Source organism: Leucobacter coleopterorum (genome assembly GCF_011382985.1).
In the GTDB taxonomy this organism is placed as follows: Bacteria; Actinomycetota; Actinomycetes; order Actinomycetales; family Microbacteriaceae; genus Leucobacter; species Leucobacter coleopterorum.
In genome coordinates this window covers 669,042-688,390 of the sequence record NZ_CP049933.1, presented here as the reverse complement: position 1 = coordinate 688,390, position 19,349 = coordinate 669,042, and the positions used below count along the sequence as shown (strand labels likewise).

Sequence of the window (19,349 nt, the reverse complement as noted above, 5' to 3'; positions counted from 1 at the left end):
GGTAACACTTTTTTGCCTTTTCGTATTATCCTCGACTCTGGGAGAAAAAGAACCCTGTTCATTTATGGCAGAGTTTATTCCGCGCACCACACCAAGCAAGGAGGCTTTCGCATGCAGACCACGGTGTTTACGGGTGGCACGATCCTCGTTCACCCAACCCCAGAAACCGAGGGCACCACCAGCCACGCGCTCGCAATACAAGGTGGTGTGGTCGTTGCGATCGGGTCCGAGGCGGAGGCGCTCGCAACCGGGCACAATGTCGAGGTCATAAATCTCGCCGGAGGAACACTTGCACCTGCACTCGGTGACGGCCACGCTCACCCCATGCTCGGTGGCCTTGAATCACTCGGGCCAGCTATACGGCAGGCGGCAGATATTCCAGGCATTCTCGAGGCGGTCAAAAACTGGCGTGCGGAGAACCCCGCTGCGACATGGATCGTGGGTGGCAGCTACGATGCAACTTTCGCGCCCGGCGGCCACTTCGACGCGCACTGGCTCGATGAGGTCACCGGCGATATCCCGACGGTTCTTCGCTCATGGGATTACCACACGGTCTGGGTCAACTCCGCGGCGCTCGCGGCAGCGGGCATGACCGCCGAAACCCCTGACCCCCCGCTCGGACGCATCGTGCGCCGCGAAGATGGTTCACCGCTCGGCACCCTGCAGGAGGCCGCAGCCAACGATTTCCTCGCGAACATCGCGCCGTCCTACACCGTTGAGGAGCGGATAGGGGCGCTCGAACGAGCAACACTCGCTTATGCGGCGCAGGGCACCACCTGGATTCAAGACGCGTGGGTCGAGGCAAACGATCTTGAGGTGTACCTCGCGGCCGTCGCGCAGAACCGCCTGCACACCCGAGTCAATCTTGCGTTCCGCGCTGATCCCGCGCGCTGGCGCGCGCAGCTTCACGAGTTTGTGGCAGCGCGAGAAACGGTGCGGAACCTCGGAGCAGACCGCCTGAACGGCGAAACGGTGAAGTTCTTTCTAGACGGGGTTATCGAGAGCCACACCGCGGCACTACTTGAACCCTACGCCGATCTGCCAGAGGAACAGGGGCTGCCCAATTGGAGCAGAGAAGAGCTTCTCGCGGCAACGCAGGCCTTTGACACGGAGGGCTTCCAGTTGCACCTGCACGCGATCGGCGATGCCGCGAACCGCAACGCGCTTGATGCCATCGAGGCGGCGACCCTCGCTGACCCCGATCGCGAACGCCATCACGTGATCGCCCACGTCGCCCTACTCGATCCAGCCGATGTTTCGCGCTTCGCCAAGCTCGGCGTGATCGCAAACTTCGAGCCGTACTGGGCGCAGTGCGACGCCGTGATGCGCGACCTCACGATCCCCCACCTCGGTCATCCGCGCGACAGCTGGCAATACCTGATCGGCTCGGTGCAGCGGAGCGGGGCAACGGTCTCATTCGGCAGCGACTGGCCCGTCACCACACTTGACTGGCGCCCCGCACTCTCCACGGCCATCACGCGGCACAGCCACGAGAATCCCGATGCGGAGTCGTGGTTGCCCGAGGAACGCATTGATGCAGCCACGGCGTTCGCGGCGTACACAACTGGCATCGCGCGGCAGGCGTTGGTTCAGGATCGCGGCACGCTCGAAGTGGGTATGGTTGCCGATGCCGTGTGGCTGTCAGCCGACCCCCTCAGCGTTGCGCCCGAAGCCATCGCTGACCTTACGATCCACGGCACCTGGCTCGCCGGCGAACGCACTTTTAGCCCCACTACATGACACGTCTTTAGCTTTCGCAACACTTCAAAGGAGATATTTTGAGCGATACCAAACAACCCCAGCTCAAGAGGGCTCTGGGCCTCACCGGCCTCACCCTCTTCGGCGTCACCTACATGACCGTCATCACGGTCTTCACCACCTACGGCATTGTCAATCAGGTCACTGACGGTCACCTGCCCGCGGCCTACATTGTTGCGGTCGTCGCGATGCTCTTTACTGCGGGAAGTTACGCCGCAATGGTGCGGCGCTACCCGGTCGCGGGTTCGGCCTACACATACTCACAACAATCGTTCGGCGGAGCCGCAGGCTTTCTCACCGGCTGGGTGATGCTGCTCGACTACCTGTTCATTCCGATGATCAACTTTATGCTCATCGGCATTTATCTCAACACGCAGTTTCCCGCGATCCCAAGCTGGGCGTTCACCCTCGCCGCGCTCCTTCTGGTTCTCCTCTTCAACATTCTCGGCATAACGCTCGTGAACAAGCTGAACTTTGCGATCATCGGGCTATCAGTGATCCTGGTTGCAGTGTTTATGGTGCTGGCGTTTAAGCACGCCCTGGGCGGGGACGCGTCGGTCGACCTCATCGAACCGTTCACATTTGGTGAGGGCGGCATCGGCGCCGTGGCCTCGGGGCGGCGGTGCTTGCGCTCTCGTTCCTCGGCTTCGACGCGGTGTCAACACTGTCCGAAGAAGCAAAGCACCCGCGCAGAGACATCCCGCGCGCAATCGTGTTCTCGACGCTGCTGGGCGGGCTCTTCTTTATTCTGGTGTCGTGGGCCGGTGCTATCGCTTATCAGCCTGACTGGGCCTCGCTCAGCGGTGCAGAAATCGATGCGGCGGGCGTTACCGTCATGAACAATATTGGCGGCGAAGGATTCACAGCCTTCTTTGTTGCGGTCTATGTCGCGGGTGCGTTCGGTTCTGGCATGACCGGGCAGGTCTCGGTCTCGCGTATTCTCTACGCGATGGGTCGTGACGGGATGCTGCCGAGGCCACTCTCCCGTCTGCACAAGCGCTTTGGCACCCCTATTGTCGCCGCGATCGCGGTGTCGGTGTTCGCGCTCTCGGCGCTATTCCTGTCGCTTGATGTCGTTGCCTTCATGATCAGCTTCGGCGCTCTCGCCGCGTTTGCCATGGTGAATCTCTCGGTGATTCGCACGTACATGTTTCCGAAGGGTGGGTTACGCGAGCACATCACCTTCTGGCGAATTCTTCGTTTCTTTGTGTTCCCGCTGATCGGCTTCGCAATGACTATCTGGCTGTGGACCTCACTTCAGCCTGGCACCTGGATTGTTGGTGGCATCTGGCTCGTGATTGGCGTCGGCATCATCGCACTCGTCACCGGGGGCTTCAAGCGCCCAGTGCCGAAGCTCGATTTCTCCGAACAGGATCCTACGACCCAGCAGATCGATCAGCTCGGTGAGGAATACCCGCTTGAGGGGACGCGGGGGTAGGTGTCTGTCGTTCTGCGCTAGCGATAGCGCAGAACGACAGGGTGCTACCGCAGGTGCTCGACGTCGCCAGCCGACACCGTGAGTTCGCCACCGGTCGGCAGATCTACAACGAGCGAGCCGTCATCCGCCAGCTTCCGAGCCCGGCCATCAACTATCTGGTCGCCTGGAAGGTGAACTCGAACTTCTGTGCCCAGCGTCAACGAGTGCCTCATGATGCGCTGACGAACGGCTCGCGGATCGCCCGACGCGAGATCCACGAGCCGCAGCAGCTCTGCACACACGTCGCGCAGTACACGGTCGAGCAGATCCTGACCGGCGGAATCCGATAGGAACCCTGCCTCACCGACGTTTGCCCCGGCGGCCAGCAGCGAGGTCGCCCGATCAGTGGGAAGTTCCCAGTCTGGAATGAGCAGGTTGATCCCCATTCCCACCACGACGGCACCGTCTGGCAGCATTTCGCACAGTATCCCGCACAGTTTCTTGCCAACGCGGCCCGCCTCGGCATCGTCTTCCGTGCGGACGTGCACGTCGTTCGGCCACTTCACGCCGACGCGCACGCCCTCGGTAAACAGCGGCTGGAGTGCGCTCACCACGGCGGAACCTGCGAGTAGGGGCAGCCAGCTAGCGGGCATCTCGCCCCGCCCAAAATTGCGGATGAGCACCGAGGCGGCAACGGCCGTGTCTGGCGGCATGACCCAGTCGCGGCCGAGGCGCCCCCTCCCAACCGTCTGATCTGACGTAGCAAGCAGCGTACCGTGTGGGGCCAGATCCTCACCCCCGCAGCCAGTTCGCGCAGCTCCGCGTTCGTTGAGGCAACAGCGTCGCGCCAGACAACCAGGGGCAAAAGTGATCGCGTGCGCGTCAGTTCCATGATTGAGAGACTATCGCGCCGTGGCGATACTAAACCCCGGCGAGAAGTCTCACCCTCACTTCTCACAGTTACGATCGAACCACAGCATTAGTGGCACTCCTCACACAAAACTTCGAAGTCATTAGAGAATATCTCCCACTTTGAAGAAACGCCCCACGCTAGGCTAGAGCGCGTGACCGCAGACATGAATCTCAGTACAACGGCAGGACGCATCGCCGACCACCGCCGCAAGTATCAAGAAGCGGTTGGTGACCGCGACGCAGCCGCAGCAGCGAAGCAACACCCCCGCGGCAAAATGACAGCGAGAGAGCGGATCACCGCACTGCTTGATCCCGGCTCATTCGTTGAGTTTGACAAGTACGTCAAACACCGCACACAGGGCTTCGGCATGGAGAACAGCCGCCCCTTCGGCGACGCTGTTGTCACGGGTGCTGGCACCATTGATGGGCGCCAGGTCGTTGTCTACTCGCAAGATTTCACAACCTTCGGCGGTTCACTCGGCGAAGTTGCCGGTGAGAAAATCGTGAAAGCCATGGAGTTTGCGCTCAAGACCGGCGCGCCGATCCTCGGCATTCTCGACTCGGGTGGCGCACGTATCCAGGAGGGTGTCGTTGCACTCTCGAACTACGCCAAGATCTTCCGCCTCAACACAATGTCTTCGGGTGTGATCCCGCAGATCTCGATCGTCATGGGCCCGTCTGCGGGCGGTGCGGTGTACTCCCCCGCGCTCACCGACTTCGTGATTATGGTCGACAAGACAAGCCACATGTTCGTGACCGGCCCGACGTCATCAAAACCGTCACGGGCGAAGAGGTTGGCTTCGAGGAGCTCGGCGGCGCACTCACGCACAACAAGACGAGCGGCGTCTCACACTACCTCGCGAGCGACGAGCACGACGCGCTCGATTACGCGCGCACCCTGATCAGCTTTTTGCCCGACAATAATATGTCAGAGCTTCCGGTCTACGACAGCGACACCGCGCTCGAGATCACCGCAGCAGACCGCCGCCTCAACGCCCTGATCCCCGACAGCGCCAACCAGCCCTACGACATGAAGGTCGCTATCGAGGCGATCCTCGACGGCGGCGACTTCCTTGAGGTGCAGCCGCTGTTCGCCCCGAACATGCTCATCGGTTTTGGTCGAGTTGAGGGCCGCACAGTGGGCATCGTGGCGAACCAGCCGAACCAGATGGCAGGCACACTCAACATCGACGCGAGCGAAAAAGCTGCACGATTCGTGCGGTTCTGTGACGCCTTCTCGATCCCGATCCTCACCCTCGTTGATGTGCCAGGTTACCTGCCCGGTACCGATCAGGAGTTCCAGGGAGTTATTCGCCGCGGCGCGAAGCTGCTCTACGCATACGCTGAGGCCACGGTGCCGCTTGTCACGATCATCACTCGTAAGGCCTATGGTGGCGCGTACATTGTGATGGGTTCGAAAGAGATGGGCGCCGACATTAACATCGCGTGGCCCACCGCCGAAATCGCCGTGATGGGCGGTGCGGGCGCGGTCAACATCCTTTATCGCAAGGAACTCGCCGCTGCTGAGGCCGCCGGGCAGGACGTCGAGGCCCTGCGCGCCGAGCTCACGGCAAAGTACACCGCCGACGTGACCTCACCGTTCCTCGCGGCCGAACGCGGCGAGCTTGACAACGTGCTTGAGCCCGCGGGCACTCGCCTCGCGGTGATCAAGGCTCTGCGCGGTCTGCGCGGAAAGCGCACCGAGCTGCCCGCCAAGAAGCATGGAAACATTCCGCTGTAAGTGCGGCATCATCCCCTCAGTTCAAGAGACAGATCGGCAACACAGTGAAACACGGTTTACTACCGCCCGATGCAGCCGCACGCGACGCAGCAAAGCGCGAAGAAGTGGGCGAGGTCGACACGACCGTTACCGGCGACGACATTCACTTTGTCACCCGCGGCGTGAGTGCCGAGGAGCGAGCCGCGACTATCGCCGTGCTCACCCAGGTGCGCACTGAAGAGACACAGCGTGTGAAGCGAGTAGCAAGGCGCGATCGTGAGCCTTGGGCCAGATCACAACGTGTTCCCGAGGGGATCGGCGAGCTTCTCGCAGACGGATAGCTCTTCCCGCCGACGGCGAACATCTCGCTCAATGTCAGAGGTCGCGCACTAGGCTAACCCCTATGTCGTCGACGGTGAAGCAGGTGCAGCAGGATCTCCGCGAACTCATGCAGCGGGACGTGCATCTCGATTACCGACCGCAGGGGCACCTCGCTGATCGCCCGACCCGGCGATCCTCAGTTCTGATTCTCTTTGGAGCGCTTGACCGCACACCCGCGACGGAGTCGGCCGGTTCTGTGCCACCCGAGCTCGACGTGCTACTCATTCGCCGCTCGAACACGCTTCGCCACCACCCCGGCGAGATCGCCTTTCCCGGGGTGGCGTTGAGCCGCAGGATCGTAACCTCATTATGACCGCACTACGTGAGGCCGAGGAAGAGACCAACCTCGACCCCAGCGGAGTTGAAGTGCTCGGAATGCTGCCCGAGGTGCACATTCCAGTGAGCAACAACCTTGTGACGCCGGTTGTGGGCTGGTGGACTCGACCCAGCCAAATTGCGGCCGATACGAGCGAGTCGGTAGAGGTGTTTCGTGCGCCAGTTGCCGAGCTACTGGATCCGGCAGTCCGCGGCACCTCGGTGCTTCGTAGCGGCCCGAAGACCTTTCGTGGGCCGGCGTTTCAACTCGGTTCTCGCTTCGGCGGGCACCTCGTGTGGGGATTCACCGGGATCCTGCTCTCTTCGTTGTTCAGAGAGCTGCAGTGGGAACTTCCCTGGGACACGAAGCGCGAGTTTATACTGCATCGCTAGCGCCTACGCGTGGTAAATCTCGGCGAATGCCTCGGGAGGGAAGGTTGTGTCGGTGTCACCTAGTTGAAGGGCAAGCGCAGTCGCCTTCGCCGCGTCTTCAAGGTTGAGCGCCCTCCGGTAGGTCATCTCAACGGAGTCGCCAACAACAGAACACCCGTGGTGCTGCATCACCACGCAGTTGTGTGACCGCAGTTGTTCGGCCGCCGTGTCTGCGAGCTCGTCTGATCCGTTGTGGTAGAACGGGGTCAGGCCGACCGAGCCGACGTAAAAGGCGTGGTCGAGCGTCAGCAGTCTGATCTCGTGCCCGATGCTCGCAAGCACAACCGCGTGCCGCGGGTGCAGGTGGATGACACACGCGGCGTCGGGGCGAGCCAGGTAGGCACGATGGTGCAGTTTCCACTCACTGGAGGGCTTGGATCCGGTCGATCTCTTGCCCGTCTCGTCGTCTTCCAGCCTTAGCTCCACAAAGTCGCCAGGCGTCAGTCGGTCCAGCCACGTACCACTCGCCGTCACAACGAAGCTATTCTCTGACACCCGAGCCGACAGGTTTCCACCACTCGCGAGCACAAGCCCTCGTTCAACGGCATCGCGTCCCACCGCAATCAATTCGTCAATCAGGCGATCCCTATCCCGGTGCTCAGTCATCGCTGGTCCCTCCGCTCAGTGCCCAATACGTGGCCACGGCCTGCTGGTCACTGAACGATGATACATAGTCGAGGATCGCGCGCGCCCTCCCCTGCCGCACGAGTCCCGCATCGCTCGTGTCACCGCTCAAGAGTTCGGGGCGGGATCGCCTCAGTTCAAAGCCAGCTTCGGTGGCCTCATCGACCCACTCAGTGAGGCGACGCGGGGCCCTCGCGGCATCAACCGGGTCGCTCAACCAGTCCTCAAACCCAAGCGCAAGCCCCTCTACCATGCGTGCCTGCCCGCGCTGGTCCTGCCCAAGCTCAGGCCGATCCAGCACAAAGTGAGTATGCACAAACTTCAGCACTTTCACCTCGTGCCACGCCTGCTGGTTCAGGCGTACGTTACCACTGCGAACGTGCGGCTGATCCTCCACGACGATTGCGGTGCGCAGGTGCTCAATCCACTTGCGGGTGAAGCCTGAGACCGCACGCTCGCTCTCGATGCCACCGTCGTAGGGCGCTGCGAGTAGCGACTCGGCGAGGTCTCGATTCACGCGCTCGACCGCGGCTGTGAAGGCATCACGGTCGGCGATCCAATCGTCTTTCAGAAGTAGCCGCCGCCATAGAGCTTCGAGCGAGTGTCCGGGTGCACGCCATCGAGTGCCCAGCTCACTGAGGTTAACGGCAGCCATCTCATCGGTCGCCGCGAGCCATGCGCGAAGTTCTCCGGCCACCGCAGCCTGTTGCAGCACCCCGGCACGGGTAAAATCGTCAAGGTCATGCACCGCGTACGCGATGTCATCAGCAAGATCCATGACGGCACACTCGAGCGTTTGTTCACCGCGACCAATGTTCGGGTACGCGGATCGCGCCTGGTCCATCTCAGCAGCATCGAGCGCATAAGCCGAGAACTTCTCGGCACCACCGGCGACATCGTAACCGACCCGCGGGGGCGCTCGGCCACAGGCAGGTCGCTCAGACTGATGCCGATCCACTCGGTTCGTGTCCACGGGTACTTCAGGGTGGCCGCTCGCACCGCGGCCGTGAGGTTCAGGCCGGGGAAGTCGCGACCCAGGGTGTCGAGTTGGGTCAGGATCCGGAAGCTCTGGGCGTTACCCTCGAATCCCTCCGGCAACCCGAGCCTGCCGCGGGCTACCCGATCCAGCACCCGCTCGCCCAGGTGCCCAAAGGGAGGATGCCCAAGGTCGTGCGCGTGCCCGGCCGCCTGCACCACAATCGTGTCACATCCACCGAGTCTTGCGATCGTGGCACCAGCGGCGTCATCTTCGACGCGCTCACCCCTCACAAATGCCCGGTGCCTCGCCTCGAGCTCGACCAGGTTCGAGGCGATCACACGCGCAACCGCGCTCACCTTCAGTGAGTGGGTGAGGCGGTTGTGCATGACCGGGCCGACCCCGGATCGCGGAATCACCTGGGTCACGTCTGAGAGCCTGGCGAAGTAGGACGAGAAGCGGACCCGCTCGAGGTCGATTCGGAACTCTTGCGCATCGCTCGAGTGATGTCGGACGCCGCCTGCTGCGCTGCTGGAGTGCTCGTTGCTGTTGTCTCCGCCGTTCTCACCAACGCTGGTGGCCCGGTGCTGCGACAAAGCTTGGTCGGCATAGCGCCTCGATGCCCGCCCCACACTCGCGGCTCCGCGATCCTGTTCACTCATGGTTCCATTCAAGCATGTCGGCCAACTCGTTAGACTAACGCAAAAGCAATGAGCTACCGAAGATGAGGATCCGATGAGCAAGGCCACCGATTCCCCAGCAAATCAGACGCGTGCAGAGAGCATTCCCGGTATTGAGCGCGCGACCGGACGTGACTGGGCCGATTGGGTACGTATCTTCGAAGCCGCGGACGCCAAGTCGAAGCCGCACAGCGAGATCGCAATTATCGCGAGGGCTGAGGTTCCTGAGACGCTATACAACCCCGACTGGTGGGCGCAGGCCGTTGCAATCGCGTACGAGCAGCACGCTGGACTTCGGGTACCTGGCCAGTCGTCAAGTGGCACGTTTCGTGTGAGCGCTAGCCGCACGCTCCCCTTGATCGTGACGCCGCGATTGAGGCGTGGGCCGCCGCAGCAAGGATCACCGAACACCTCGGACACGCAGCGGGCGAGCCGCGGCGATCCCGCACTGAGAAGCGCACGTTCTGGCGGGTGGATCTTGAGGGAGCGGGCCGCGTCGAAGCATCGGCAACCCCGAAGGATGATACCCGCGTGATCCTCGTTATCAGCCAAGACGGTCTGCCCGACGGCGAGCGCATCGAGGAGTGGCGAGCGCACTGGAAGTCGTTGCTCGCGGCGCTCTAGTGACAGGGTGTGGGCGCAGTTCAACCGTATGAACACATAAGTGGTTGAGCTGCACTCACAAGACACGTGCAATCCCACCGATTGCCAGCTTCTTCCCTACTCATTCGGAGGGATTTCATCGGACTGACTGCCATGGTTGAAGCATCACTCAGCGTCAGGAGCAATTGTGAAGCGGTCCCAGAAGGTACTTGTCGGAGTGGGCGTCGGTGTACTTGTCTTGGGTGCCGCTGCTGCGATTGCCGGACCCGTCATCTACCGAGACTTGATTGCGGCACCTGCAGCCGATACACCGACGCTGAGCGGCGATGCAAACATGCTCGACAGCAGCACAGCTTCTGGCTCTCCGCTCGATCCAACCCAGCTTGCGGGCACGTGGAAAGTGTCAAGCGGCTCAGAGGCGGGGTATCGCGTCAATGAGGTGTTGAATGGCACGGACGTGACGGTGACGGGCCGCACGAACCAGGTAGACGGAACCTTTACGATCGACAACACGGGCCTCACCCTTCAGGCCGCAGACCTCACCGTTGACGTCGCATCAATCGCCACCGACAGCGGCAGTCGAGACGCTTACTTTCGTGACCAAGCGCTGCGCACCGCAGAGAACCCAACCGCAACGTTTAAGCTCACGACATCCGTGACGCTCAAGTCTGCGCCAAACTCCGGCGATGTCGTAAAAGCCGAGGCTACCGGCGATCTCACGATTGCGGGTGTCACAAAACCTGTCACGACCGCCGTTGAGGTGCGCAGCGACGGCACAACCGCCGAGATCGCAGGCTCGATCCCAATCACATTCCAAGATTTTGGTGTCACCGCACCGAACCTTGGCTTCGTCTCGGTTGAGCCAACGGGTTTTGTTGAGTTTCAGCTGAACGCGGCCCACTAACCGCCGGTTCCCTATTCCAAGTCCGAATCGCAGCGAATTCGACTGCACGCAAATAGAGAAAGATGACGGAGCATTACCGCGAGGATCGCGCGCCGCTTGATCCCGCGAGAGCATAGGGCTATGTCGAACAACATCTTGGCTGACCTCACAGACCCAGACTGTACCCAGAGCCTCAGTATGGACCCCAGCGGCGCCCCCTTTGCCGAGCTAGATCCTGCGCTTCTGCGCGCACAACGCACGAGCTTGAAGTGGACCCGTTTTCCAGCCGACGTGCTACCACTGTTTGTTGCCGAAATGGACTTTACAGTTGCTCCCGAGGTTCAGCAGGCTCTGATCGAACGAGTACTGGCATCTGATCTGGGCTACCTCGATGGCCCTGGTCCGCTCGCCAACACGTTCGCGGACTTCGCTCAAGATCGGTGGGGGTGGGAGGTTCCACTCGATCACGTCTACCTCGCCACCGATGTTGCTACTGGAATCGTCGAGTCGATTCGTGTCGCCCGACCCGAAGGGGGCGTATCGCGGTGGCCACCCTGTCTACCCGAGCTTCTTCGAGATGTTCGACGAGTTGCCGGTTGAGGCCGTTGAGATTCCGCTACTCGGCACGGCCGCCGGAGACTCACCCCGCCTCGATCTCGCAGCGATCGAGAGGGAATTCGAGCGTGGCATCGATATCTTCTTGCTGTGCAATCCGCACAACCCACACGGTCTGTTGCATTCGCCCGAGGATCTCACCGAGCTTGCGCAGCTCGCAGCCCACCACGACGTATTTGTGGTGTCAGATGAGATCCACGCCCCTCTCACACACCGCGGACAACGCTTCACACCGTTCGCTCCCATCGCTGCGGCGGCGGGAGCGCTCTCTGTCACCACGACCTCGGCCAGCAAGGGCTGGAATCTTGCGGGGGTCAAGTGCTCCGTCATTGTTGCTGCCGACGAGCGTGCAAACAGCGTCCTGCAGTTGCTGCCCCCGAGGTGGTCTGCCGCGCCAGCATTCTCGGGCTGCACGCGAGTGTTGCGGCGTTCTCAGGGCTCGAGAGTGGCTCGACCGCGCGGTCGCCCAGATTGAGGTTAACGACGCACTACTCGCGGAGTTAGTTCAGGATCAGCTTCCCGGTGTCACCTATACGCGACCCCGGGCTGGTTACCTCGCGTGGCTCGACTTCAGCGAGACGCGGATCGCAGAAGACCCGTTCACCGCGATCCTTACCGAGGCACGCGTAGCCCTGAACGACGGTGTCCACTTCGGCGCTGGCGGATCGGGGCACGTTCGCCTCAATCTCGCCTGTGCCCCCGACACGATCCGTGAAGCCGTTCGACGCATCGCAGCGATCCTCCCCCAGTCTGAAACGAGCGCATCATGACTCTTGCAGAATCGACCACCGTTGCTGCTCTGGAGGCGCCCGCCCATCCTGTGACGGACTGGGACGGCTTCGACTTCGAGACCCGACAGGTTCACGCTGGCGAGTACCCCGATCTGAACCACGGATTGCGAGTGCCTCCGATCGCGCTCTCGGCGGGCTACGTGTTCGACAGTTTCGACGACCAGGTTGGGCGTTTTGCTGGCCAGGCGCAGACTGAGGATGGCCCCGAACCCGGTCCGATCTACTCTCGCCAGGGCAACCCCACTAACGGGGTTGCAGAAGAACGACTCGCTTCGCTTGAGGGAGGCACTGTCGCGGTTGCGGTGTCGAGCGGGCAAGCGGCGATCTCATCGGCGCTCTTTACGCTCGCACAGCACGGCGACCACATCGTCTCGACGGCGTCTATTTATGGCGGCACGCGGATCTTGTTCGGCCGCAGCTTCAAGCGCTTCGGTATCGACGTTGATTACGTTTGGGATGCCAACGACGATGCCGAGTGGGATCGGGCCATTCGCCCGAACACAAAGGCGATCTACACGGAGACGATCCCGAACCCCCGCAATGACGTCACCGACCTGCGCAGGATCGCGGCCGTGGCTGCCCGCCACAATCTACCGCTGGTGGTCGACAATACGGTTGGCACACCCGCGCTCATCCGCCCCTTCGAGCACGGTGCGAACATCGTGGTGCACTCGACCACGAAGTTTTTGACCGGGCACGGGCCGCTGTCGGCGGGGCCATCGTTGACGGCGGCAACTTCGACTGGGAGTCCGCCGAGCTTGCTGGGCGGTCCTTTCCCCTGGTGACCGCGTCGCCGCGGCCCGGACTTGGATCGATGCTCGACCGTTTTGGTCGTGGTGCCTATGCGCGTGCCGTGCGCGAAGCCGTGGTGAACGACATTGGGCCGTCGTTATCTCCCTTCAACGGGTTTCTGCTGCACCAGGGCATGGAGACACTCTCGCTGCGTATGGAGCGTCACGTTGATTCGTCGCTCGAAATTGCCGCGTGGCTTGAGCAGCAGCCCGAGGTTGAGTCAGTTGACTATGCGGGGCTGCCGTCGAATGCACTGTTCGAGATTGCAAAGCGGGACTACGGGGTCGATGCCTCAGGCCGTGGCCGCACGGGCTCGGTATTCGGGGTAACCATTCGCGATGGAATTGATGGTGCGCGCGCATTTGTGGATGGTCTGCGGGTGTTCTCACGCATGACCGGCATCGGCGATACTCGCTCGATGATCATCCATCCTCTAAGCTCGACACACGCGACCTTCGGGTCCGAGATCAATGATCGGCTCGGGATCACACCCGGCCTGCTGCGCCTCTCGATCGGTCTTGAGTCATCTGGTGATTTGATCCAGGATCTGCGCGCGGCGCTCGACCGGGTGTGATGCGCAAGTCTCGATCCAGCCACGGGGTGCTTTACTCGTGGTGTTCGAGTGTCGCGCGAGCCGCGTCGACTGCCTCGGGCGTCGCAGCGTACTGATGCTCGGGTCCTGGGAAGGATCCCGCGCGTACCTCGTCCGCGTAGTCCGAAATCGCGGCGACCGTCGCCTCGCCGATGCTGCCGAACGACCTCACGAACTTCGCCGTGCCGCCCTCGGTGACACCGAGCAGATCATGCAGTACCAACACCTGGCCGTCAGCGGGCCCAGCACCAATGCCAATAATCGGGATCGACAGGCGTTCGCGCACAACCGCGACGATCTCAGAGGGAACCGCCTCGATCACAAGGCAGAATGCGCCAGCCTCCTGCACCGCAAACGCCTCTTCAACAATTCGTGACGCCGTCGCAGCGGTGCGCCCCTGTGCACGCAGTCCACCAAGGGCGGTTGCTGTCTGCGGAGTGAGACCGATGTGCGCGACCACGGGGATCCCGGCAGCAACAATGGCCCGGATCCTACTCAGGCGAGCTTCGTTACCCCCTTCAATCTTGACCGCGTCGGCCCGCGCCTCCTTAACAAAGCGCACGGCTGTCGCGACGGCCTGCTCGTCCGACTCTTCCGTCGTGCCAAACGCCACGTCGCACACCAGAAACGCCGTCTCGGTGCCGCGCCGCACGGCCTTCGACATCATCAGCAGCTCGTCGGTGGTCACCGAAACGGTGGAGCTGTGGCCAAGCACAACCTGGGCCCCAGAGTCCCCCACCAGCACCATGTCGACACCGGCTCGCTCTGCAGCGCGCGCCGCGGGATAGTCGTACGCAGTCACCATGACAATCGGTTCACCATTCGCCCGCTTTTCTGCGAGGCGCGGGATCGTAACCTTCGGCATCTCAGTTCTCCTTCGAGGTTGGCAGGCTCGGTGGGTTCAGCAGTTCATTATCGATCAGTCGCACATCGCCAACACGAGCAGCGATGGCACACAGCACGGTATCACTCACGGTTGTGGCAGGAACAAACGTCTCGGGGTTCACAAAGGCGAGGTATTCGGGATCAACGCGACCGTTCTTCAGCTCAGCCTCGGCGAGCGTGCGCAATGCGGCAACTTCGGTCTGACCTTCGGTAACCGCAGTCGACACTGCGGCGAGCGCGCGCGGGATCGCCAGTGCCCGCTGCCGATCGGCAACGCTCAGTCGCACGTTGCGGCTCGAGCGGGCCAATCCATCGTCATCACGTGAGGTGGCGCAGCTGACGATCTCCGTGGGGATGCCAAGATCGGCGACCATCCGCTGCACGACTCGCAACTGCTGCGCGTCCTTCTGGCCGAAGTAAGCGCGGTGTGGCAACGCTGAGAGCAGCAATTTTGCGACGACGGTGGCGACGCCGTCGAAGTGAGAGCTGCCGCGGCCTGCCCCTCAAGGGTTTCGGTGATCGCGCCAGAGACGCTCACCGTGGTGGCAAAACCCTCAGGGTACATCTCAGCGGCGCTCGGCGCGAACATCAGATCAACACCAGCTGCTTCTGCGAGGGCGGCGTCTTGTGCTTCCTGCCGGGGGTACGCATTGAGGTCGCTTGCCTCGCTGAACTGCGTCGGGTTTAGGAAGATGGAGAGGATCACCAGATCGTTCTCAGCGCGGGCTCGCTGCAGCAGAGAGAGGTGGCCCTCGTGCAGGGCACCCATGGTGGGGACCATCCCAATGGTGGCTTGATCAGCGCGAGCTGCGCACAGTTCGGCGACGGTTCGGACGATCCTCATTGTTGGCCCCCTGCCAGTGCACGTGTTGCCTTGGTGAGCGCGTCGAACAGCGCCAGATGTTCGGGCAGACGCTCGGTCACGGCCTCGCGCTGCTTGCGAACGGTATCCTCATCGCCGCGGGCAACCGGTCCGGTGAGTGCAGATGCCGCACCGCGTTCTGCCCAGTTACGCAGCGAGGCCTCTGCGAGTGGTATAAGCGCGGCACGCGGCACCTCCGCGGTCTCGGCGAGCTGCTCGGCGAAGCCTTCAAGAGTGACGAGAAAGTTTGAGGCAATCGAGGCCGCTGCGTGATAGGCAGCTCGATCGGCATCTGCCACTTGAAATGGCACCATGCCAAGGCTTTCGGTCAGATCCCGTGCCACCCGCAACGCCTGTTCTGAGGTGCCCGCGATGGCCGCGTGCGCACCCGAGAAAGATGCGCCAGGGCCCGTCACCGTCATGAGGGGGTGCAGCGAGAATGCCTCGTGCGGTCGCAGCACCTCAAGGGTAGAAATGCCCGAAAGGTGACCGACGATTCGTCCGGCAGCAACGGCTGCGGCAGCGCTGGCGATCTCGATGTCTGGCACGGCAAGCAGCACGATATCAGCCGAAGACCCGTCGGCGCCGCGGCCTCCCATCGGCAGCAGTTCGATGTCTGCAGAGCGCAGGGCCTCATCGAGCGCGGCTCCCATGCGTCCACGCCCAACGATCTGGATCACCGGGAGACGCGGCGCCCGCACCGACACCTACAGCTCCAGGCCGTACAGGTTGGGTTCGGGGGCGAGGATCACACCGAACTCCTGTTGCACTCGTTGCACGACAAAGCGGGCGAGTTCGGCAACATCGGCGGCCGAGGCGAAACCACGATTGGTGATGGCGAGCGTGTGCTTCGACGAGATGGCAGCGCCCGATCCGGGCAGATGGAACCCTCGTTTGAACCCGGCGTGCTCAATCAACCAGGCCGCCGAGAGCTTCACTTTGCCCTCTGTCGCTGCCTTGGGGACTCGCATCGGAATGCCCGCGGCAAGGTCCTCCAAGCTCATGACCGTGGGTGAGGCCACCGCACCACCCACCGAAAAGCGCGGAGCATCCGCCGGCAGTTCACGCGCAAACTGCTGCGAAACAATGGGGTTGGTGAAGAAAGATCCTGCACTCCACGAGTCGTTGTCGCTCTCGTCGAGCAGCATACCCTTCGACGCGCGCAGTCGCAGCACCTCATTGCGCACGGTTAGGATCGGCACACGGTCACCGATTGCGACACCCAGTGCAGAGGCGAGCTGTGCATAGGACACCACGGAGGTGGGATCACTGAGTTCCGTGAGCACCAAATCGATCGAGAGCACAACGCCCTCGCGCCCTCGCTTGATCGCCGAGTCGCGGTAGGCGAGCTCAAGCTCGTCTGCTGAGACCCGCAGCACCTCGCCCTCTGCGCGGTCGTAGAACTCGATCGAGTGGAGCACCTGCGATAGTTCTTGGCCGTAAGCACCGATGTTCTGTACCGGTGCGGCCCCAACGAGACCGGGGATGCCCGAGAGCGCCTCAAGGCCCGCCCAACCGCGATCAACGCAGGCCGCGACGAGCAGATCCCAGTTGTGACCGGCTTGCACGCGCAAACGCACTTGATTTGGGGCAGCGTGCGGATCCTCGACCCTCGCGATGCCGCTGCTGCGCACGAGCAGCACCGTGCCGGGGAAGCCCTCGTCGGCGACGATCGTGTTTGAGCCGCCACCGAGTAGCATCCAGGGTTCGTCGGCGCTCCACAGCTCGGTTGCGTTGCGAATGAGGTCCTCGGCACTGCGCGCGACAATCACATGCTCGGCAGGGCCACCAACGCGCATCGTGGTGAGGTCGGCAAGTCGCGCTCCGTCGCCGATGGGCTCAGGCACAATGTCGGGAAGAGTCACGCGAACGCCGCCACCAGCTGGGCTTTGCCGAGTACCGTCGATCCGTCGAAGACGACCTTGAGGTCGATGCGCGCGGTGCGGGCTTCGGGATCGAGCGCACCAATCGTCGCGGTTACCGTTACGGGAGCGCCTGCCTTTGCGTCGACTGGGACCGGCCTCGTGAATCGTGATTGGAAGTCTTTGACCCAGCCGGCGTCGCCGAGCCAGTCGGTGGCGACCGACCCCGCGGCACCCATGGTGAGCATGCCGTGGGCGAGCACCCCGACAGACCGACCTCTTGTGCGAAGTCGTCGCGGTAGTGGATCGGATTGAAGTCTCCCGATGCACCTGCGTAACGCACGAGGGTGTCGCGGGTCAGGGTGAGTTCTCGCTCGGCGACCACGTCGCCCACGGCGAGCTGCTCGAAGTTTGGTGTTGCCTGGCTCATGCGTTTTCGTCCCCTCGTACGACAAGCGTGGAAATCGCAGTGACCACGTGGGTGCCCTGCGCGTCAACGATGTCACTGGAGGCAGTCACCATCGAGTGTCCGCCCAATTGCTTGACGGCGGCGACAGTGAGGGTCGCGGTGAGCTCGTCACCAGCCACGATGGGGCGGGTGTAGGTGAAGCGCTGATCCCCGTGGACCACCCTCGTGAAATCAACACCCGCTTCTTCATCGGCGAGCAATTGTGCAAGGGTCGCCTCCTGCACCGTCACGGCAAAGGTGGGCGGTGCGACAACATCTGCGTACCCGGCGACCTGAGCGGCGGCAGGGTCGAGGTGCAGCGGCGAAGTGCTCAGCACGGCACGAGCAAACTCGCGTACCTTTTCACGTCCGACAAGATACGGGGCGGTTGGCGGGTAGACCCGGCCTTGAATGTCTGGATTAACCACGATGACAGTCTACAGAGAGTCCAAGTTGAGGGGCGGTTCCGTCAACGTCTGCTCTCTCAGCAACCCACGAACAGGAGCGGTGAACCCGACTCTTCAGCCAGATTCACCGCCCTAGACTGCACGAGTCCCTATTCGTAGCGCAGCGCGTCAATCGGGTCGAGCTTCGCCGCGCGCCTCGCCGGCAGCGTGCCAGCAAGGAACGTGATCACCAAGATCACGGCCACGATGGTCGCGAGCGATCCAATTGGAAACAGCATGAGGTCAAACCCGGGAAGGTCCTTCAGGAAGGAATCCGCTGCGATTTGGTTAACGGCCTGACCCAGGCCCCACGCCGCGACGATACCCAGGAGACTCCCCAGAGGCCCAACAGCATTGCTTCAAAGCTGAAGATCGAGAACACGCGGCCAGAAGAGAGGCCGCTCGCCTTCATCAAACCGATCTCTTTGGTTCGGTCCTGCACCGACATGTAGAGCGTGTTGATCACGCCTAAGCTGGCGGCGAGCAACGCGATCACACCAAACACCATGAGCACGGTTGTGATTGCGTCGAAGATCTGGGAGGCAACACCGCTCAGATCCTCGAGCGTCTGCCCCTCAAATCCCATGTCTTTCAGGTCAGCTTTTACCTGAGCCATGGTTTCGGGGTCGGTGTCGACCGTGTACAGAGTCACAGCAAAATAGCTGTCAGTGACCGACGCGGGCAGCCCCTCCTGGGCAATCCCGGTCACCTTGCTCTGCAGGGTGTCGTTGACCCACAGGCGTCCGGCGCTGAGAAGCGACTCGTTCATCACCCCTGAGATGGTCGCCTCAACCTCCTGCGTTGCTTGCAGCGGGTCGCTGACTCCAAGCGTCACCTTCGCTCCCACCGCGTCTTCGTCAGAGTCGAAGCCAAGCGCCTTCACGTACTGTGGCGAGACAATGATCTCGGGATCGGCTCCGTCAGCGGGAGCTTTACCCGCAACCACATCGACCTTCTGCCCCGGAGCAAGACGCTGCGCGGAGAGCACAAACTTATCGCCGTCGCTCTGAATGTAGTCGGGAGCGCTGCTCTCAAACGGAGTCACCGACTTCACGTTCTTGATCTCGGTAATCGCATCGATATCCTGCTGCGTCAGCGCTGAGCTGGTCTGGCCAAAGTTGGTCTGGGCCGAGGGGTCGTACACCGCGGGGCCATCGGAAGAGTCGGGGGTCGCACCCATGACCTGCACCAGGTTGGGTGATCCAAAGCCGCTGATCTGCTTGTCGAGATACGCAGAAACACCCGCACCAATTGCGGTCGTGAGCGTGATCGTGAACGCTGCGACAAAAATGGCGACGATCGTGAGGATGCTGCGCGTTTTATTGCGCCACATACCGCTGGATGCCATGTCTAGA

At 62.2% G+C, this 19,349-nt stretch carries 20 protein-coding genes and 5 pseudogenes; 12 read left to right on the top strand and 13 right to left on the bottom strand.

All coding sequences use genetic code 11. From position 1 onward, the window contains the following. The first annotated feature begins 111 nt into the window (after nucleotides 1-111). Both G7066_RS03145 and G7066_RS03140 read left to right on the top strand, forming a co-directional pair. Nucleotides 112-1,740, top strand: coding sequence for an amidohydrolase (locus G7066_RS03145; protein WP_166328947.1), 1,629 nt, complete (start codon nucleotides 112-114; stop codon nucleotides 1,738-1,740). A 38-nt stretch (nucleotides 1,741-1,778) separates the two neighbouring features. Continuing rightward, nucleotides 1,779-3,196: pseudogene (locus tag G7066_RS03140) on the top strand (APC family permease). A gap of 44 nt (nucleotides 3,197-3,240) precedes the next feature. Here G7066_RS03140 and G7066_RS03135 read toward each other — a convergent pair. Next, nucleotides 3,241-3,945, bottom strand: a complete 705-nt coding sequence (locus G7066_RS03135) for a biotin--[acetyl-CoA-carboxylase] ligase (RefSeq protein WP_244303435.1) — start codon at nucleotides 3,943-3,945, stop codon at nucleotides 3,241-3,243. Nucleotides 3,946-4,251: 306 nt separating this feature from the next. Between G7066_RS03135 and G7066_RS03130 the strand changes: the two are divergent. The 4 genes and pseudogenes from G7066_RS03130 (at nucleotide 4,252) to G7066_RS15615 (ending at nucleotide 6,896) form a co-directional block, all read left to right on the top strand. Further along, nucleotides 4,252-5,828: pseudogene (locus G7066_RS03130) on the top strand (acyl-CoA carboxylase subunit beta). Between the two features lie 44 nt (nucleotides 5,829-5,872). Beyond that, nucleotides 5,873-6,148 carry a hypothetical protein gene (locus G7066_RS03125; RefSeq protein WP_166328945.1) on the top strand — a complete coding sequence of 92 codons (276 nt, stop codon included), beginning with the start codon at nucleotides 5,873-5,875 and terminating at the stop codon, nucleotides 6,146-6,148. Nucleotides 6,149-6,210: 62 nt separating this feature from the next. After that, entirely contained in the window at nucleotides 6,211-6,501 is a 291-nt protein-coding gene (locus G7066_RS15620; protein WP_244303237.1) for an NUDIX hydrolase, read from the top strand. Next, nucleotides 6,498-6,896: an NUDIX hydrolase gene (locus G7066_RS15615; RefSeq protein WP_244303236.1), complete on the top strand. Its 399-nt coding sequence runs from the start codon at nucleotides 6,498-6,500 to the stop codon at nucleotides 6,894-6,896. Before G7066_RS15620 ends, G7066_RS15615 begins: the two co-directional genes overlap by 4 nt. 3 nt (nucleotides 6,897-6,899) lie before the next feature. Here the strand turns inward: G7066_RS15615 and G7066_RS03115 are convergent, their stop codons facing one another. The 3 genes from G7066_RS03115 to G7066_RS15605 are packed head-to-tail and all read right to left on the bottom strand — an operon-like array spanning nucleotide 6,900 to nucleotide 9,197. Next, a complete protein-coding gene (locus G7066_RS03115; protein ID WP_166328943.1) occupies nucleotides 6,900-7,541 on the bottom strand; it encodes a class II aldolase/adducin family protein in 642 nt (213 codons plus the stop codon). Continuing rightward, nucleotides 7,534-8,214 (bottom strand): hypothetical protein, encoded by a 681-nt coding sequence (locus G7066_RS15610; protein ID WP_244303235.1) that lies wholly within the window; start codon nucleotides 8,212-8,214, stop codon nucleotides 7,534-7,536. The genes G7066_RS03115 and G7066_RS15610 overlap by 8 nt, the downstream gene beginning before the upstream one ends. Next, the gene (locus tag G7066_RS15605) at nucleotides 8,127-9,197 is read right to left on the bottom strand and encodes an HD domain-containing protein (protein WP_244303234.1); all 1,071 of its coding nucleotides are present in this window, start codon (nucleotides 9,195-9,197) and stop codon (nucleotides 8,127-8,129) included. Before G7066_RS15605 ends, G7066_RS15610 begins: the two co-directional genes overlap by 88 nt. A 73-nt stretch (nucleotides 9,198-9,270) precedes the next feature. On the opposite strand from G7066_RS15605, the gene G7066_RS03105 reads away from it, so the two are divergent. The 4 genes from G7066_RS03105 to G7066_RS15595 all read left to right on the top strand — a co-directional run bounded on the left by G7066_RS03105 (nucleotide 9,271) and on the right by G7066_RS15595 (nucleotide 11,791). After that, nucleotides 9,271-9,750: a hypothetical protein gene (locus tag G7066_RS03105; RefSeq protein ID WP_244303233.1), complete on the top strand. Its 480-nt coding sequence runs from the start codon at nucleotides 9,271-9,273 to the stop codon at nucleotides 9,748-9,750. A 255-nt stretch (nucleotides 9,751-10,005) separates the two neighbouring features. Beyond that, nucleotides 10,006-10,722 (top strand): YceI family protein, encoded by a 717-nt coding sequence (locus tag G7066_RS03100; protein WP_166328941.1) that lies wholly within the window; start codon nucleotides 10,006-10,008, stop codon nucleotides 10,720-10,722. Nucleotides 10,723-10,842: 120 nt separating this feature from the next. Then, the gene (locus tag G7066_RS15600; protein WP_244303232.1) at nucleotides 10,843-11,301 is read left to right on the top strand and encodes a beta C-S lyase family protein; all 459 of its coding nucleotides are present in this window, start codon (nucleotides 10,843-10,845) and stop codon (nucleotides 11,299-11,301) included. Continuing rightward, on the top strand, nucleotides 11,216-11,791 hold the full coding sequence (locus G7066_RS15595; RefSeq protein WP_244303231.1) for an aminotransferase class I/II-fold pyridoxal phosphate-dependent enzyme: 576 nt from the start codon (nucleotides 11,216-11,218) through the stop codon (nucleotides 11,789-11,791). The genes G7066_RS15600 and G7066_RS15595 overlap by 86 nt, the downstream gene beginning before the upstream one ends. 25 nt (nucleotides 11,792-11,816) lie before the next feature. Here the strand turns inward: G7066_RS15595 and G7066_RS15590 are convergent, their stop codons facing one another. Beyond that, nucleotides 11,817-11,990 (bottom strand): hypothetical protein, encoded by a 174-nt coding sequence (locus G7066_RS15590; protein WP_244303230.1) that lies wholly within the window; start codon nucleotides 11,988-11,990, stop codon nucleotides 11,817-11,819. Nucleotides 11,991-12,082: 92 nt separating this feature from the next. On the opposite strand from G7066_RS15590, the gene G7066_RS17305 reads away from it, so the two are divergent. Together G7066_RS17305 and G7066_RS17300 are read left to right on the top strand one after the other, a co-directional pair. Then, complete coding sequence (locus G7066_RS17305; RefSeq protein ID WP_341873846.1) at nucleotides 12,083-12,892, top strand: aminotransferase class I/II-fold pyridoxal phosphate-dependent enzyme; 810 nt, start codon at nucleotides 12,083-12,085, stop codon at nucleotides 12,890-12,892. Then, nucleotides 12,889-13,473, top strand: a complete 585-nt coding sequence (locus G7066_RS17300) for a PLP-dependent transferase (protein WP_341873845.1) — start codon at nucleotides 12,889-12,891, stop codon at nucleotides 13,471-13,473. Before G7066_RS17305 ends, G7066_RS17300 begins: the two co-directional genes overlap by 4 nt. A gap of 31 nt (nucleotides 13,474-13,504) precedes the next feature. Here G7066_RS17300 and panB read toward each other — a convergent pair whose 3' ends face one another. The 8 genes and pseudogenes from panB to G7066_RS03050 form a co-directional block, all read right to left on the bottom strand. Next, complete coding sequence (gene panB / locus G7066_RS03085; RefSeq protein WP_166328939.1) at nucleotides 13,505-14,356, bottom strand: 3-methyl-2-oxobutanoate hydroxymethyltransferase; 852 nt, start codon at nucleotides 14,354-14,356, stop codon at nucleotides 13,505-13,507. 1 nt (nucleotide 14,357) lies between these two features. Then, nucleotides 14,358-14,825: a pantoate--beta-alanine ligase gene (locus tag G7066_RS17295; protein ID WP_341873844.1), complete on the bottom strand. Its 468-nt coding sequence runs from the start codon at nucleotides 14,823-14,825 to the stop codon at nucleotides 14,358-14,360. Between the two features lie 104 nt (nucleotides 14,826-14,929). Continuing rightward, nucleotides 14,930-15,157, bottom strand: a pseudogene (locus G7066_RS17290) (pantoate--beta-alanine ligase); the annotation flags it as partial. Nucleotides 15,158-15,216: 59 nt separating this feature from the next. Further along, entirely contained in the window at nucleotides 15,217-15,918 is a 702-nt protein-coding gene (locus tag G7066_RS03075; RefSeq protein WP_244303229.1) for a DUF2520 domain-containing protein, read from the bottom strand. Nucleotides 15,919-15,945: 27 nt separating this feature from the next. Beyond that, nucleotides 15,946-17,103, bottom strand: a complete 1,158-nt coding sequence (locus tag G7066_RS03070; protein ID WP_280116230.1) for a UDP-N-acetylmuramate dehydrogenase — start codon at nucleotides 17,101-17,103, stop codon at nucleotides 15,946-15,948. Continuing rightward, nucleotides 17,100-17,530, bottom strand: a pseudogene (locus G7066_RS03065) (MaoC family dehydratase). The gene G7066_RS03070 and the pseudogene G7066_RS03065 overlap by 4 nt, the downstream one beginning before the upstream one ends. Further along, nucleotides 17,527-17,979, bottom strand: a complete 453-nt coding sequence (locus G7066_RS03060; RefSeq protein WP_166331880.1) for an FAS1-like dehydratase domain-containing protein — start codon at nucleotides 17,977-17,979, stop codon at nucleotides 17,527-17,529. Before G7066_RS03060 ends, G7066_RS03065 begins: the two are co-directional and overlap by 4 nt. Before the next feature lie 125 nt (nucleotides 17,980-18,104). Further along, nucleotides 18,105-19,327: pseudogene (locus G7066_RS03050) on the bottom strand (ABC transporter permease). Nucleotides 19,328-19,349: the final 22 nt, after the last annotated feature.